The sequence below is a fragment of the Bradyrhizobium oligotrophicum genome, from assembly GCF_051168495.1.
In the GTDB taxonomy this organism is placed as follows: domain Bacteria; phylum Pseudomonadota; class Alphaproteobacteria; order Rhizobiales; family Xanthobacteraceae; genus Bradyrhizobium; species Bradyrhizobium oligotrophicum_A.
Genome location: NZ_JBNPVB010000006.1, coordinates 248,947 through 263,056, shown reverse-complemented (window position 1 = coordinate 263,056; position 14,110 = coordinate 248,947). Strand labels below are relative to the sequence as shown.

At 67.3% G+C, this 14,110-nt stretch carries 11 protein-coding genes; 8 read left to right on the top strand and 3 right to left on the bottom strand.

Annotation, left to right across the window (positions count from 1 at the left end; translation table 11 throughout):
* The first annotated feature begins 3 nt into the window (after positions 1-3).
* The 8 genes from sdhA (at position 4) to ACQR1B_RS14740 (ending at position 11,084) form a co-directional block, all read left to right on the top strand.
* A complete protein-coding gene (gene sdhA, locus ACQR1B_RS14775) occupies positions 4-1,842 on the top strand; it encodes a succinate dehydrogenase flavoprotein subunit (protein WP_434835922.1) in 1,839 nt (612 codons plus the stop codon).
* 49 nt (positions 1,843-1,891) lie between these two features.
* Entirely contained in the window at positions 1,892-2,674 is a 783-nt protein-coding gene (locus ACQR1B_RS14770; protein WP_434835923.1) for a succinate dehydrogenase iron-sulfur subunit, read from the top strand.
* A gap of 116 nt (positions 2,675-2,790) precedes the next feature.
* A complete protein-coding gene (locus tag ACQR1B_RS14765; RefSeq protein ID WP_434835924.1) occupies positions 2,791-4,941 on the top strand; it encodes an ATP-binding protein in 2,151 nt (716 codons plus the stop codon).
* A 61-nt stretch (positions 4,942-5,002) separates the two neighbouring features.
* Positions 5,003-6,958: an ABC transporter ATP-binding protein/permease gene (locus ACQR1B_RS14760; RefSeq protein ID WP_434835925.1), complete on the top strand. Its 1,956-nt coding sequence runs from the start codon at positions 5,003-5,005 to the stop codon at positions 6,956-6,958.
* A gap of 133 nt (positions 6,959-7,091) precedes the next feature.
* Positions 7,092-7,919: an FkbM family methyltransferase gene (locus tag ACQR1B_RS14755; RefSeq protein ID WP_434835926.1), complete on the top strand. Its 828-nt coding sequence runs from the start codon at positions 7,092-7,094 to the stop codon at positions 7,917-7,919.
* 84 nt (positions 7,920-8,003) lie between these two features.
* Complete coding sequence (locus tag ACQR1B_RS14750; RefSeq protein WP_434835927.1) at positions 8,004-8,489, top strand: pyridoxamine 5'-phosphate oxidase family protein; 486 nt, start codon at positions 8,004-8,006, stop codon at positions 8,487-8,489.
* Positions 8,489-8,707: a hypothetical protein gene (locus ACQR1B_RS14745; protein ID WP_434835928.1), complete on the top strand. Its 219-nt coding sequence runs from the start codon at positions 8,489-8,491 to the stop codon at positions 8,705-8,707. The genes ACQR1B_RS14750 and ACQR1B_RS14745 overlap by 1 nt, the downstream gene beginning before the upstream one ends.
* Before the next feature lie 244 nt (positions 8,708-8,951).
* Complete coding sequence (locus tag ACQR1B_RS14740) at positions 8,952-11,084, top strand: OmpA family protein (RefSeq protein WP_434835929.1); 2,133 nt, start codon at positions 8,952-8,954, stop codon at positions 11,082-11,084.
* Positions 11,085-11,338: 254 nt separating this feature from the next.
* On the opposite strand, the gene argG is transcribed toward ACQR1B_RS14740, so the two are convergent.
* From argG to ACQR1B_RS14725, 3 genes are all read right to left on the bottom strand, one after another.
* Complete coding sequence (gene argG, locus ACQR1B_RS14735; protein WP_434835930.1) at positions 11,339-12,676, bottom strand: argininosuccinate synthase; 1,338 nt, start codon at positions 12,674-12,676, stop codon at positions 11,339-11,341.
* 103 nt (positions 12,677-12,779) lie between these two features.
* A complete protein-coding gene (locus ACQR1B_RS14730; RefSeq protein ID WP_434835931.1) occupies positions 12,780-13,559 on the bottom strand; it encodes a phosphatase PAP2 family protein in 780 nt (259 codons plus the stop codon).
* 46 nt (positions 13,560-13,605) lie between these two features.
* On the bottom strand, positions 13,606-14,091 hold the full coding sequence (locus ACQR1B_RS14725; RefSeq protein ID WP_434835932.1) for a hypothetical protein: 486 nt from the start codon (positions 14,089-14,091) through the stop codon (positions 13,606-13,608).
* Positions 14,092-14,110 lie beyond the last annotated feature (19 nt).

The following is a 14,110-nucleotide window of genomic DNA, read 5'->3' as shown; positions in this document are numbered from 1 at the left end:
CCCATGGCCGGCGGAGCAAATGGCAGCGCGAACGGCGCGCCCGCGACGAACGGAAAAGCCTATCCGATCGAAGACCATACCTACGACGTCGTCGTGGTCGGCGCCGGCGGCGCGGGCCTGCGCGCCGTGGTCGGCTGCAGCGAGGCGGGCCTGCGCACCGCCTGCATCACCAAGGTGTTCCCGACCCGCTCGCACACCGTGGCGGCGCAGGGCGGCATCTCGGCCTCGCTCGGCAACATGCACCAGGACGACTGGCGCTGGCACATGTACGACACCGTCAAGGGGTCGGACTGGCTCGGCGACCAGGACGCGATCGAATACATGGTGCGCAACGCGCCCGACGCCGTCTACGAGCTCGAGCATTGGGGCGTGCCGTTCTCGCGCACCGAGGATGGCAAAATCTATCAGCGTCCGTTCGGCGGCATGACCATGGACTACGGCAAGGGCCAGGCGCAGCGCACCTGCGCCGCCGCTGACCGCACCGGCCATGCGATGCTGCACACGATGTATGGCCAGTCGCTGCGCCATGCGGCCGAGTTCTTCATCGAGTATTTCGCCATCGACCTGATCATGGACGATCAGGGCACCTGCCGCGGCGTGATCGCGCTGCGCATGGATGACGGCACGCTGCATCGCTTCCGCGCCCAGACCACGATCCTCGCAACCGGCGGCTACGGCCGCGCCTATGCGTCCTGCACCTCGGCGCACACCTGCACCGGCGACGGCGGCGGCATGGCGCTGCGCGCCGGCCTGCCGCTGCAGGACATGGAGTTCGTGCAGTTCCACCCGACCGGCATCTACGGCTCGGGCTGTCTGGTTACCGAAGGCGCCCGCGGCGAAGGCGGCTATCTCGTCAATTCCGAGGGCGAGCGCTTCATGGAGCGCTATGCGCCCTCCGCCAAGGACCTGGCCTCGCGCGACGTCGTCTCGCGCGCGATGACCATCGAGATCCGCGAGGGCCGTGGCGTCGGCAAGAAGAAGGACCACATCTTCCTGCATCTCGACCATCTCGATCCGAAGGTGCTGGCCGAGCGTCTGCCGGGCATCTCCGAATCGGCCAAGATCTTCGCCAATGTCGACGTCACCCGCGAGCCGATCCCGATCGTGCCGACGGTGCATTACAACATGGGCGGCATCCCGACCAACTATCACGCCGAGGTGCTGACCAAGAAGGACGGCGACGACAACGCCATCGTGCCCGGCCTGATGGCAGTGGGCGAGGCGGCCTGCGTCTCCGTGCACGGCGCCAACCGGCTCGGCTCCAACTCGCTGATCGACCTCGTGGTGTTCGGCCGCGCGGCCGCGCTGCGGCTCGCCGAAAAGCTGACGCCGAACGGCAAGCAGCCCGATCTGCCGAAGGATTCGGCGGACCTCGCGCTCGGCCGGCTCGATCGCTATCGCTACTCGTCGGGCGGCACGCCGACCGCCAAGCTGCGCGAGAGCATGCAGCACGTGATGCAGACCAATTGCGCCGTGTTCCGCACCGGTGAAGTCCTGCAGGAAGGCCACAACCTGATTCACAAGGTCCACGGCGGGATCGGCGACATCGCCGTCTCCGACCGCTCGCTGGTGTGGAATTCCGATCTGATCGAGACGCTGGAGTTCGACAATCTGATCGCCCAGGCGGTCGTGACCATGGACTCGGCGGCGAACCGCACCGAGAGCCGCGGCGCTCATGCGCGCGAGGACTTCCCGGATCGCGACGACAAGAGCTGGATGAAGCACACGCTGGCGTGGATCGACAACGAGGACGGCAAGACCACGATCGATTACCGCCCGGTGCACAACTACACCATGACCAACGACGTTCAGTACATTCCGCCGAAAGCACGCGTGTACTGATCGCGCGTGACCCGAGCCGGTCCGTCAAACCTCAAGAAGGCCTTCCGAAATGGCTGAGTTCGCACTTCCTAAGAATTCGCAGATCACCGGCGGCAAGACGTGGCCGAAGCCGGCCGGTGCCACCGAGGTGCGCGAGTTCAAGGTCTATCGCTGGAATCCGGACGACGGCAAGAATCCGAGCGTCGACACCTACTATGTCGACGTCAACGATTGCGGCCCGATGGTCCTTGACGGACTGATCTGGATCAAGAACCACATCGATCCGTCGCTGACCTTCCGCCGCTCCTGCCGCGAGGGCGTGTGCGGCTCCTGCGCGATGAACATCGACGGCCAGAACACGCTGGCCTGCACCCGCTCGATGCACGACGTGAAGGACGGCGCCGTCAAGATCAACCCGCTGCCGCACCAGCCGGTGGTGAAGGATCTGGTGCCGGACCTCACCAATTTCTATGCGCAATATGCCTCGATCGAGCCGTGGCTGAAGACCACGACGCCGACGCCGCAGAAGGAATGGAAGCAGACCCACGAGGATCGCGAGAAGCTCGACGGCCTTTACGAGTGCATCCTGTGCGCCTGCTGCTCGACCTCGTGCCCGAGCTACTGGTGGAACAGTGAGCGCTATCTCGGACCGGCGGCGCTGCTGCAGGCCAACCGCTGGGTCAAGGACAGCCGCGACGAGGCCACCGGCGAACGGCTCGACAATCTCGAGGATCCGTTCCGGCTCTATCGCTGCCACACCATCATGAACTGCGCCAAGGCCTGCCCGAAGGGACTCAATCCGGCCGAGGCGATCGCGGAACTCAAGCTGAAGCTGGTCGAGCGGCAGATCTAGCCGCCAAGTAACGTGTGAGATCGTTTGCGCCCGGATCGGCAGATGTTCCGGGCGCAGCCGGTTTGTAGCCGCAGCCGATTGCGTTAAGCTCACGACCTTTTGGGGCCGGAGCGACCGTGCAGACCGCACAACGCAAATCGCTGACGATGCTGCGATGGATGATGGTCGCGTCGCTGGCATTGCCCGTCGCCCTGTTCCTGATTGCCGCCTACGTGTCCTACGGCACGACGTTCGACGAGGCCGATCGGGACATCCGCCGGTCGCTGGACGTCGTGCACGAGCATGCGCTGAAGGTGTTCGAGACCATCGACCGCGGCCTGTCGGAGACCGACGAACTCGTCCGCGACCTGTCCGATGCGGACATCAAGGCGCGCGAGCAGGCGCTGCATGTGCGGCTTCGCCAATTGTCCGACGCGCTGCCGCAGATGAAGTCCGCTTGGGTGTTCGACGCCGCCGGCCGGCCGCTGGTCAACAGTCTGATCTACCCGGCGCCGGACATGTCGTTTCACGACCGCGACTACTTCGACGCCCACGTAAAGGGCAGCATCGGCACCTTCGTCGGCGCGCGGCTGACGCCGCGCCTCCCCTTCCAGGGGGCGGCGTTCTTCAGCGTCAGCCGCCGCCGCGAGTCCGACGACGGCCGCTTCACCGGCGTCGTCCAGGCCTCGGTGCTTCCTGATTATTTCGAGCGCTTCTACGCCCGCATCGGTCGCGCCCAAGGCAGCTACTTTGCCCTGAGGAGGTACGACGGACTGACGCTCGCCCGCTTTCCGGCCGCCGAACGCAGCCAGGCGCCGGCGCCGCATGACATTCCGGCAGGGGCTGCGGATACCGAGCAGCTCGTTACCGAGACGTCGCCGATCGATCAAGTCGAACGCCGCGTCGGCTATCAGCGTCTCGCGGGCTATCCGGTCTATGTCTCCGCCGGCATGGAGACGGCGACCATCACCACGCGATGGCTCGGGACGATGAGCCGGCACCTGATCTTCGGCGTTCCGGCGACGGCCCTGCTGGTGGTCCTCCTGACCCTCGCGCGGCGGCGGACCGAGCACTTATACGTCGAGGCCGCGCGCCGCTCGGAGGCCGAGGACGCGCTCAAGCATGGCCAGCGCATGGAGGCGCTGGGCCAGCTCACCGGCGGCGTTGCGCACGATTTCAATAACCTGCTGACCGTGATTCGGGCCTCAGCCGATCTGTTGCGCCGCCCCAATCTTTCGGAAGAGCGGCGGCAGCGCTACATCGATGCGATCTCCGACACGGTCGCGCGCGCGTCCAAGCTGACGTCGCAGCTTCTGGCCTTCGCCCGCCGGCAGGCCCTGAAGCCCGAGATCTTCGACCTCGGCCGCTGCGTCGTCACGCTGCGCGACATGACCAAGACGCTGGTGGGGTCCCGCATCCAGGTCGTGACCTCCGTTCCCGACGAGCCCTGCTACGTCAACGCCGACGCCGGCCAGTTCGAGACTGCTCTGATCAACATGGCCGTCAATGCTCGTGACGCCATGGCCGGCCAGGGAGTGCTCAGCATTGCGGTCGCAACCGCGGCGGATCTGCCCACCCCGGTCGCGCTGCATGATCGTCCGCCGCTTGGCTATGTCACGATTGCGGTCGAGGACACCGGCGTCGGGATTCCGCAGGAGCAGTTCAGCCGAATCTTCGAACCGTTCTACACCACCAAGACCATCGGCCAGGGCACCGGCCTCGGCCTCTCGCAGGTGTTCGGCTTTGCCAGGCAATCGGGCGGCGAGATCGCGGTGGTCAGTGAGGTCGGCAAGGGAGCCACGTTCATGCTCTATCTGCCGCGTGTCACCCCGGCGCAGGATCAGCGGAGCGAGTCCGGCAGCCACGCAGAGCCGATCGGCGGCGGCGGCATGTCGGTGCTGGTGGTGGAGGACAACATCGACGTCGGCAGATCGGCGACCGAAGCGTTGGCAGAGCTCGGCTATCGCACCACTCTGGTCGACAATGCCAAGGACGCGCTGGAGGAACTGATCGATGGTAGCGGCCGGTTCGACGTCGTGTTCACCGATGTCGTGATGCCCGGCATGACCGGTCTCGAGCTCGCGGAGGAGATGCGCCGACTCGATCTCGACATTCCCGTCGTGCTGGCGAGCGGCTACAGCCACGTCCTGGCCCAGCAGGGCAGCAACGGCTACGAGCTGTTGCGAAAGCCCTATTCGATCGAGGAATTGTCGCGCGTGCTGCACAGGATGGTGCCCGTGCCGCTCGATCGCGCGCCGCCGGTGGCCCCCAGTTCGGAGGTGCGTTGACACCAGCCCACGAGATGGAACCCGACCCGGAACCTTCTGTTTGGACTGCGGTTATTGCGCGATGGGACAGGTTCAGGACATCGCACGGCCCGGCGCGTCGCAGACGAAAAGGGCACCGATCATCGAGATCGCTGCCGAGAACGGCGATCGTGTCGAGCCGCCGCCGCCGGAAGTGATCGAGCCCGATCCGGAGCTGTCGCCCGAAGAGGCCGAGCAGGTCCGCAAGCGCTATCTGCTGACGCGCTTCTGGATCAGCGCGCGCGGCTATTGGGGCAAAGCGGGCGATCGCCTCGCCTGGCCGTTCACGATCGGCCTCGTCCTTCTGATCATTGGGACGGTCGGGTTCCAATACGGCATCAACGTCTGGAACCGGTCGATCTTCGACGCGATCGAGAAGCGCGATTCTGCGACGGTCTTCCATCTCACCGCGATCTTCCTGCCGCTCGCGATCGGCAGCGTCGTCCTCGGCGTCGCCCAGGTCTACACCCGGATGGCGATCCAGCGGCGTTGGCGCGCCTGGCTCACCAACAACGTCATCACCCGCTGGCTGACCAGCGGTCGCTACTATCAACTCAACCTCGTCAGCGGCGACCACAAGAATCCGGAGTACCGGATCGCCGAGGATCTGCGCATCGCCACCGATTCGCCGGTCGACTTCGTCGCCGGCGTGACGTCGGCGCTGCTATCGGCGGTGACCTTCATCGTCGTGCTCTGGACCATCGGCGGCGCCCTGACGTTGCGTCTCGGCGCGACCGAGATCACCATCCCGGGCTTCCTCGTGATCGCGGCGATCCTCTACGCCGTCATCGCCTCGGGTTCGATCATGACGATCGGCCGCCGCTTCGTGCAGACGTCGGAAGACAAGAATCAGGCCGAAGCCGACTTCCGCTATACGCTGACGCGCGTCCGCGAGAATGGTGAGAGCATCGCCTTGCTCGGCGGCGAGACCGAGGAGCGCGCCGGCATCGACCGGACGTTCGGCCACGTGCTGCAGCAATGGGCGCGGCTCGCGGGACAGCACATGCGCACCACGCTGGTGTCGCAGGGCTCGAGCCTCATCGCGCCGGTCGTGCCGCTGTTGTTGTGCGCGCCCAAATATCTCGACGGCAGCATGACGCTCGGCCAGGTCATGCAGGCGGCGAGCGCCTTCACGATCGTGCAGACCGCGTTCGGCTGGCTGGTCGACAACTATCCGCGGCTCGCCGACTGGAACGCCTGCGCCCGTCGCATCGCCTCGCTGATGATGTCGCTCGATGGGCTGGAGCGGGCCGAGCGCGGCGACGGCATCGGCCGCATCAAGCGCGGTGAGACCCAAGGCGAGGCGATGCTGACCCTGAACGATCTGTCCGTCACCCTCGACGACGGCACCGCCGTCGTCGGCGAGACCGAGGTCGTGGTCGATCCCGGCGAACGCCTGCTCGTCGCCGGTGAATCCGGCACGGGCAAGAGCACGCTGGTGCGGGCGATCGCCGGTCTCTGGCCATGGGGCGGCGGCAGCATCAACTTCCATCCCGACCGGCGGCTGTTCATGTTGCCGCAGCGGCCCTACGTGCCCTCGGGCAGCCTGCGCCGCGCGGTGGCTTATCCCGGTGCCGCCGAGGATTGGAGCGTGGAGAAGGTCGGCGAAGCCCTGCACAAGGTTGGTCTCGATCATCTCAAGGACCGGATCGAGGAGGAGGCGCCGTGGGATCAGACGCTGTCCGGCGGCGAGAAGCAGCGCCTCGCTTTCGCGCGGCTCCTCCTGCATGCCCCGGACATCGTCGTGCTCGACGAGGCGACGTCCGCGCTCGACGAGAAGAGCCAGGACCTGATGATGCAGATGATCACGAGCGAACTGCCGCGGGCGACGATCGTCAGCGTCGCGCATCGGGCCGAGCTCGAAGCGTTCCACAGCCGCAAGATCGTGCTGGAGCGGCGCAAGGGTGGCGCCAAGCTCGTGAGCGACATCGACCTCATCCCGCGCAAGGGCAAGCGGCGCCTGATCGGCCGCTTCCTGCGCCAGCGCAAGGCGGTCTGAAGACCAGGGCTCGACGAGGCCAGGCCGCGAGTCGGTCCCGGTGAAACCACAAAGCCGCCACGTCGCCTGCATTCGCGCTCCCAATACGCCGGCTATCGCTCGGGTGCTCCATTCCTCGTCCGAGGACCCGACCTTGACGCCTGATAACGACTCGTCGCCGCCGCCCTTCGGCGCCTTCGCACCCAATTCCGCGCAAGAGCTGGTGATCCGGCTGGCGCATGGATCCGGGCTGAAGCGCGGTGCATTCCGGCCGATGCTGACACGCGTCGTCGACCTGCTGCGGGCCGGCCCGCTCGACGTCGACTATCAGGGGGCCCATTTCCGCTTTCATCATCAGGTGAATGCGACCGAGCGGGGTGCGCTGTTCAATCCCGACTACAATCGCGAGGAGCTGGATTTTCTGCGGAGCCATCTCCCGCCGGGTGGCGTCGCCGTCGATGTCGGCGCCAATGTCGGGACGTTTGCGTTGCCGCTCGCGCGCCACGTCGGGCCGGCCGGCCTGGTGATCGCGGTCGAGCCGCATCCCGTCACGCATGCCCGCCTCAGCTTCAACCGCGCCGCGTCCGCGCTGCCTCACGTGACGCTGGTTGCCGCGGCTGCCGATGGCAGCGACGGCGAGGTGATGATCGAAACCGACGGCGACAATCTCGGCGCCAGTCATGTCGTGACCTGCACCTCGAGCGGGGAGGCGTTCAAGGTGCCGGCGCTGCGCCTGCAGGCGATCCTCGAACGGGCTGGAGCGACCAGGGTCGACGTTCTGAAGATCGACGTCGAGGGGTTCGAAGACCGCGTGCTGACCTGCTTCTTCCGCGACGCGCCCGCCGCGCTATGGCCGCGGGCCGTCGCCATCGAGCACCTTGCGCGTGCGGATTGGAAGACCGATTGTCTCGCCGACATGATCGGCCGAGGTTATCGCGAGATCGCGCGCACGCGCAGCAACACGCTGCTGCTGCGCGGCTGAATCGGCCGCGGCCGGTTCCTGACCGGATTCGGAACATCGCTGCACGACGCGACGTTATCCCTTCTCACAATGAGGGAGCGAACGATGAGCAACGATGACGTGCGCGATCAGGATCGCGCCTGGGACCTGATGAAGAAGATCGGCTTCGCCATGCTGGTGACCCGCGACGGTGACAAGCTGCGGGCGCGGCCGATGAGTGCCTATCTCGCCCATGACGAGAACATGGTCTATTTCCTGACCGACGCGCGCCATCACAAGGACGAAGAGATCGCGCGATCGCCGCAGGTCAATCTGTCCTTCGCCGATTCCGGCGGCCAGAAATACGTGTCCGTGACCGGCACGGCGGTCGTCTCCAACGACCGCGCCAAGATCCGCGAGCTGTTTACGACGACGGCCAAGGCATGGTGGGACAGCGCGGAGGATCCCAACATCCGTGTTTTGAAGATCACGCCTGACGATGCCGAGTTCTGGGATTCGCCCGGCACGGTCGTCAGCTACGTCAAGATGGCCGCGGCCGCCGTCACCGGCACGCGTCCTGACCTCGGCGACAATCGCAAGGTCGCAATGTGATGCCGATCGAGCCCCCCGAGATCCCGCCGGCCACGCCAGGACACCCGGTTGAGCCGCCGCCGGAAGATCCGGTCGGACATCCGCAGCCTGAGATCCCTCCGCCAGTGCAGGAGCCCGATGGGCCGGCGCCGCCGCGTGAGCTGCCGGGGCAAACGCCGGACGAGGTGCCGGGACGGGGACCGCTTGGTCCGACCACGCCAAGTCCGGTCACGGATTGACCGCGATTCAACCGTGATCATGATGGACAGAAGAGAGGGCCGGCCCAGTGCCGGCTCTCGGCGTGCGTTGTGATGCCAAGCCTTTGAAAATCAAGACTGAATGAAACATGAATGGTGACTGTGGGATGCCTGTTCCGCGTCGAAATAAATCCCTTCGCGGATTTGAACCGCGCCACAATCCGGCCTAACGCATGAAGGTTGATCACGTCGTGCTTGAAAAGAACGTTTCGGGAAAAGAAAACACATGAGCAAACTTCGCGTTCTGCTGCTTGCGACGACCGCGCTGTCGGCGATGCAACTGACGAGCTCAGGATCCCACGCGCAGAGCGCGCCCATGATCGTGGCCCAGGGGCCGGGCGGTCCTGGTGGGGAAGTCGGCCCCGACGGTCGGCCGAAACAGCCGCCGCACGGTCAACCGCAAGGCCAGCCGCAGCGCCCGGCTCCGGCCGCCCCGCCGGCGGCAGCACCTCCGCATCAGGCCCCACCTCCCGCGCCTCCGCCGCCGGCTGCCGCGCCGCGCCCGGCGCCGCCACCTCCGGCCCCGCCGCCGGCCGCAGCGCCCCGTCCGGCGCCTGCGCCGCCGCCGCCACCTCCCCCGCGTGCCGAGCCGCCGCGTCCGGCTGCGCCGCCGCCGCGCGCTGAGCCTCCGGCGGCCCCGCCGCCTCGTCCCACGCCACCACCCCCGCCTGCCGCAGCTCCTCCGGCGCACACGCCGGCGCCGCCGCCGGTGGTGCCGCGCGAGCCTGCCCGACCGACGCCGCCGCCCGCCCCTCCTGCGGCCGCGCCGCCCACACCCGCGCGTCCAACGCCGCCGGCGCCGCCTGCCGCCGCTCCCGCGCCGACGACGCCGGCACCGAGCGCGGCTCCCGGAACGCGACCCGGATCGCCGCCGCCTCCGTCCGCTACGACGCCTCCGCCGCATTCGCCGCCTCCCGGTGCGGCGCCCTCGTTGCAGCCGGCACCAGGACAGACCCCGCCTCCGGGTGGCCGGCCCGGTGCCGGCGGCCCGCCCCCGGGCGGTCAGCAGGGCGGCGTGCCGCCACGTGGCGCACCCACGCCGCCGTCGGGAACGACGGCGCCCGCCCCTGGGACGCCGCCGACGCCGGCGACGCCTCCGGCTGCTCAGACACCCCCGCAGGGCACCCCGCCGGTCGCCGGCAATCCGCCCGGCGTTCGGCCAGGTACGCCTCCAGGCACCCCGGGCGGATCTCCGCCCGTTGCCGGACCTGGCCCTGGGGCACCGGCAGCCGGCGCGCCTGGCGCAGGCCCAGTCCCTGGTCCTGGACCCGGCGCACCCCCGGTGCAGAGCGGCGGCGTTCCGCAGGGCGGTCCGCCCGCCATGTCGAACCGGCCGCCCCCGCAGGTCACGGCTCCGCTTCCGCCACCGCCGCAGCCGACACAGCAGACGCTGACGCCGATCGCGCCGGGTGCTCCGCTGCAGGGACCGCAGCGCATGGACGACTTCCGCGGCCAGCGCCGCGAGGTCCAGGAAGGTGGTCGTACGCTGATCTACGAGCCGGGCCGCGTCATCGTGCGCGATCCCGGTGGCCAGTCTTTCGTGCGTCACGACGAAATGGAGCGCTTCCGCTACGGCGCGCGCGACATTCGCGTGGACCGGGAGCGTGGCGGCGAGACGCGCACCGTGGTGATTCGCCCCGACGGCAGCCAGATCGTCACGGTCACGGCGCCCGACGGCCGGTTGCTGCGCCGCATCCGCCGCGACATCGGCGGCCGCGAGATCATCATTATCGACAACAGCTACCGCGATCCGGCTGCGGTCGGCGGCTTCTATGTCGACCTGCCGCCACCGGAGATCCGCATCCCCTACAACCGCTACATCGTCGACGCCGAAGAGGCGGCGCCGGACGTCATCTATGACACGCTGGTCGCACCGCCGGTGGAGCGGGTTCAGCGGCGCTACTCGCTCGACGAAGTCCGCTACTCGCCGTCGGTGCGGCAACTGATGCCGTCGATCGATCTCAACACGATCACGTTCGAAACGGGATCGTGGGAGATCGGGCCGGACCAGGCGGCCAAGCTGCAAGTCATCGCCGACGGCCTCAACCAGGCGATCCAGCGCAATCCGCGCGAGGTCTTCCTGATCGAGGGTCACACCGACGCGGTCGGCAACGACACCGACAATCTGTCGCTGTCGGATCGCCGCGCCGAATCGGTCGCCACGCTGCTGACGCAGCAGTTCGGCGTGCCCGCCGAGAACCTGACGTCGCAGGGCTATGGCGAGCAGTATCTGAAGGAGCAGACGCAGGGGCCGAGCCGCATCAACCGCCGCGTCACGGTCCGCCGCATCACGCCGCTGCTCAATGGCGGTCAGGCGGCACTGCCGCCGCCGCCTCCGGGCACCGCACCGCCGCGCTGAGGTAGCGACGACCAGAAATGAAAATGGCCGGGAGCGATCCCGGCCATTCTTTTAGTTAGTAGTTAGGTGGTAATCTGTCGCGGCCTATTCGGTGTCGTCCCTGCGAACGCAGGGACCCATACACACAGGAATTCGTTTTGCGACGTGCTGGAGCGACAGCCAGCTCCGCCACCTCGGCCGGTAACTATGGGTCCCTGCGTTCGCAGGGACGACAGCGGTGGATACGGCGCGGATGGCGCCCGGCAACTCCGAACTCAGTCCTTGTCGTGGCCGAGCTGGAACACCTGTGTTCCTTCCGAGCCCGACAGCAGCCCATTGTCGGAATAGAGCTTCAGCTTGGTGCGGGTGTCGGCGATGTCGAGGTTGCGCATGGTCAGCTGGCCGATGCGGTCGGCCGGGGTGAAGGCGGCGTCTTCGACCTTCTCCATGCTCAGCCGCTCCGGCTGATAGGTCAGGTTCGGGCTCTCTGTATTGAGGATCGAGTAGTCGTTGCCGCGGCGCAGCTCCAACGTCACCTCGCCGGTGACGGCGCTCGCGACCCAGCGCTGCGCGGTCTCGCGCAGCATCAGGGCCTGCGAGTCGAACCAGCGGCCCTGGTAGAGCAGGCGGCCAAGCTTCATGCCGCTGATGCGGTACTGCTCGATCGTATCCTCGTTGTGGATGCCGGTGACGAGGCGCTCATAGGCGATGTGCAAGAGCGCCATGCCCGGCGCCTCGTAGATGCCGCGACTCTTGGCCTCGATGATGCGGTTCTCGATCTGGTCGCTCATCCCCAGGCCATGGCGGCCGCCGATGGCGTTTGCTTCCAGGAACAGCGCGACGGCATCGCTGAAGGTCTGGCCGTTCAGGGCGACCGGCTGGCCTTCCTCGAAACGTACCACGACCGTCTCCGGCTTGACGACGCAGTCCTCGCGCCAGAACGGCACGCCCATGATCGGGTTGACGATGCGGATGCCGCTGTTGAGGTTTTCGAGATCCTTGGCTTCGTGGGTCGCCCCGAGCAGATTGCTGTCGGTCGAATACGCCTTCTCGGCGCTCATCTTGTAGTCGTAGCCATTGGCGGTCAGGAAGGCCGACATCTCGGCGCGGCCGCCGAGCTCGTCGATGAACTGCTGATCGAGCCAGGGCTTGTAGATCTTGAGGCTCGGATTGGTGAGCAGGCCGTAGCGGTAGAACCGCTCGATGTCGTTGCCCTTGTAGGTCGAGCCGTCGCCCCAGATGTTGACGCCGTCCTCCTTCATCGCGGCGACCAGCATGGTGCCGGTCACGGCGCGGCCGAGCGGCGTGGTGTTGAAATAGGTGATGCCGCCGGTCGAGATGTGGAAAGCGCCGGACTGGATCGCGGCGATGCCCTCATGCACCAGCTGGGTGCGGCAGTCCACGAGACGTGCCTTTTCGCCGCCGAAGCTCAGCGCCTTGCGCGGAATCTCGTCATAGTCGGACTCGTCGGGCTGCCCGAGATTGGCGGTGTAGGCGAAGCAGCGCGCGCCCTTCTGCTTCATCCACAGCAGCGCCGCGCTGGTGTCCAGGCCGCCCGAAAAGGCGATGCCGACTTTCTCGCCCTTGGGCAGGCTTTTCAGGATCGTGGTCATGGAGAGTCCAACCGGTCGTGATGGCGGTATCGTTTGCGAAATTCGGGCGCGATTAACAGATTTCGCCCCGTTGGGCACGCGATTAATGCCGCACCGGCCGCGCTCAAGCCGCGGGGCTGGTGTCCGGCCGGCTGCGACCGAACAGGCGGCGCCTCAACCGGTAGCCGGGCCAGGCGAGCCGGGTCAGGGCGGCATCGATGCCCGCGTCGGTCAGGCGCGTCGACGGCCAGCGGTAGATATAGCCATGCGCCAGCCAGGTCACGATGAAGGTGACCAGCCCGGCAGCGGCGACATCGGTGAAGAAGTGCCCGCCGAACGCCATCCGCAGCACAGAGGTGACGAGGCCGAACAGGGTGGCGGCGGCGTAGGCGAACGGCCGCACCGCCGGCGGTGTCAGCGCCGCCGGCGCCAAGGCCCAGAATGCCGTCGCGCCCTCGCCGGAGAAGAACGAGCAGTTGCGGCCGCAGCCGCCGCGCGGATCCCACCACGGCACGAATGACATGTCGCCACCAAACTCGGTCACCACGACCGGGCGCGGCCGGCCCCAATAGGATTTGAAGGTGAAGTTGGTGAGCACGCCCGCCGACAGCGACAAGGTCAGCAGCAGGAAGGCGATGGTGCGTCCCTTCACCAGCAGGGGCCGGTCCGGGCGGATGAACTTCGCCACCAGCGCAACGAGCGAGGGCAGAGCGAGGCCCCAGGCGATCCACATTGCCGCGTCGCGCGCGAACGCGGCCGTGCCGTCGAGCTTCAGCGGGAAGCTGCGCGTGTGCGGATCATAGAACAGCGCCGCGAGCTTGAGGTCGAGCTCGGGATAGACGCCGAACAGCACGCCGATGACGAGCGCGAGCGACAATGCGATGAAAAGTCCGGTCCGGTTCATGGCGCGCGGTTTAGCGAAAGCGGGTGGCGATGAAAAGGCCGGCGGCTCACCGCGGCGACCCCGACGGCAGCGGCGGGGGAGGCGGCAGAAGTTGCGCCGGCTCACGCCAGCGGCCGGCATTGCGTCCCGCGATCAGCCAGTAGATGAGGCCGCCGAGGATGCCGGCTCCGGTCAGGATCTCGAGCTGGCGGCGGACGATGCCCTCGAACCGGAACGTCTCCGGGTCGAACGGGATCAGGCCGAGATAGCAGGCGGCGCCGACCACGCCGCCGCCGATCGCGTAAGCGAGCACGCTGCGGATCGAAAACGCCTCAGTGACCAGCGCGATCAACAGGGCCGGAATCAGCGCGAAACCGGACACGAAGATGAAGCCGAAGCCGATGACGACCTCGAACGCGCCCTGGTCGATCGGTCCGCTGCCGAGATCGGAGAATTCCGGGAACAGGATCGCGGTCACCACCACTAGTCCCGCGACGAAGCACGCGACCAGAAAGGCGAAAGCGATCACGATCAGCCGGCCGATCAGCGCCATGGCGAAGATATCTCCTCAT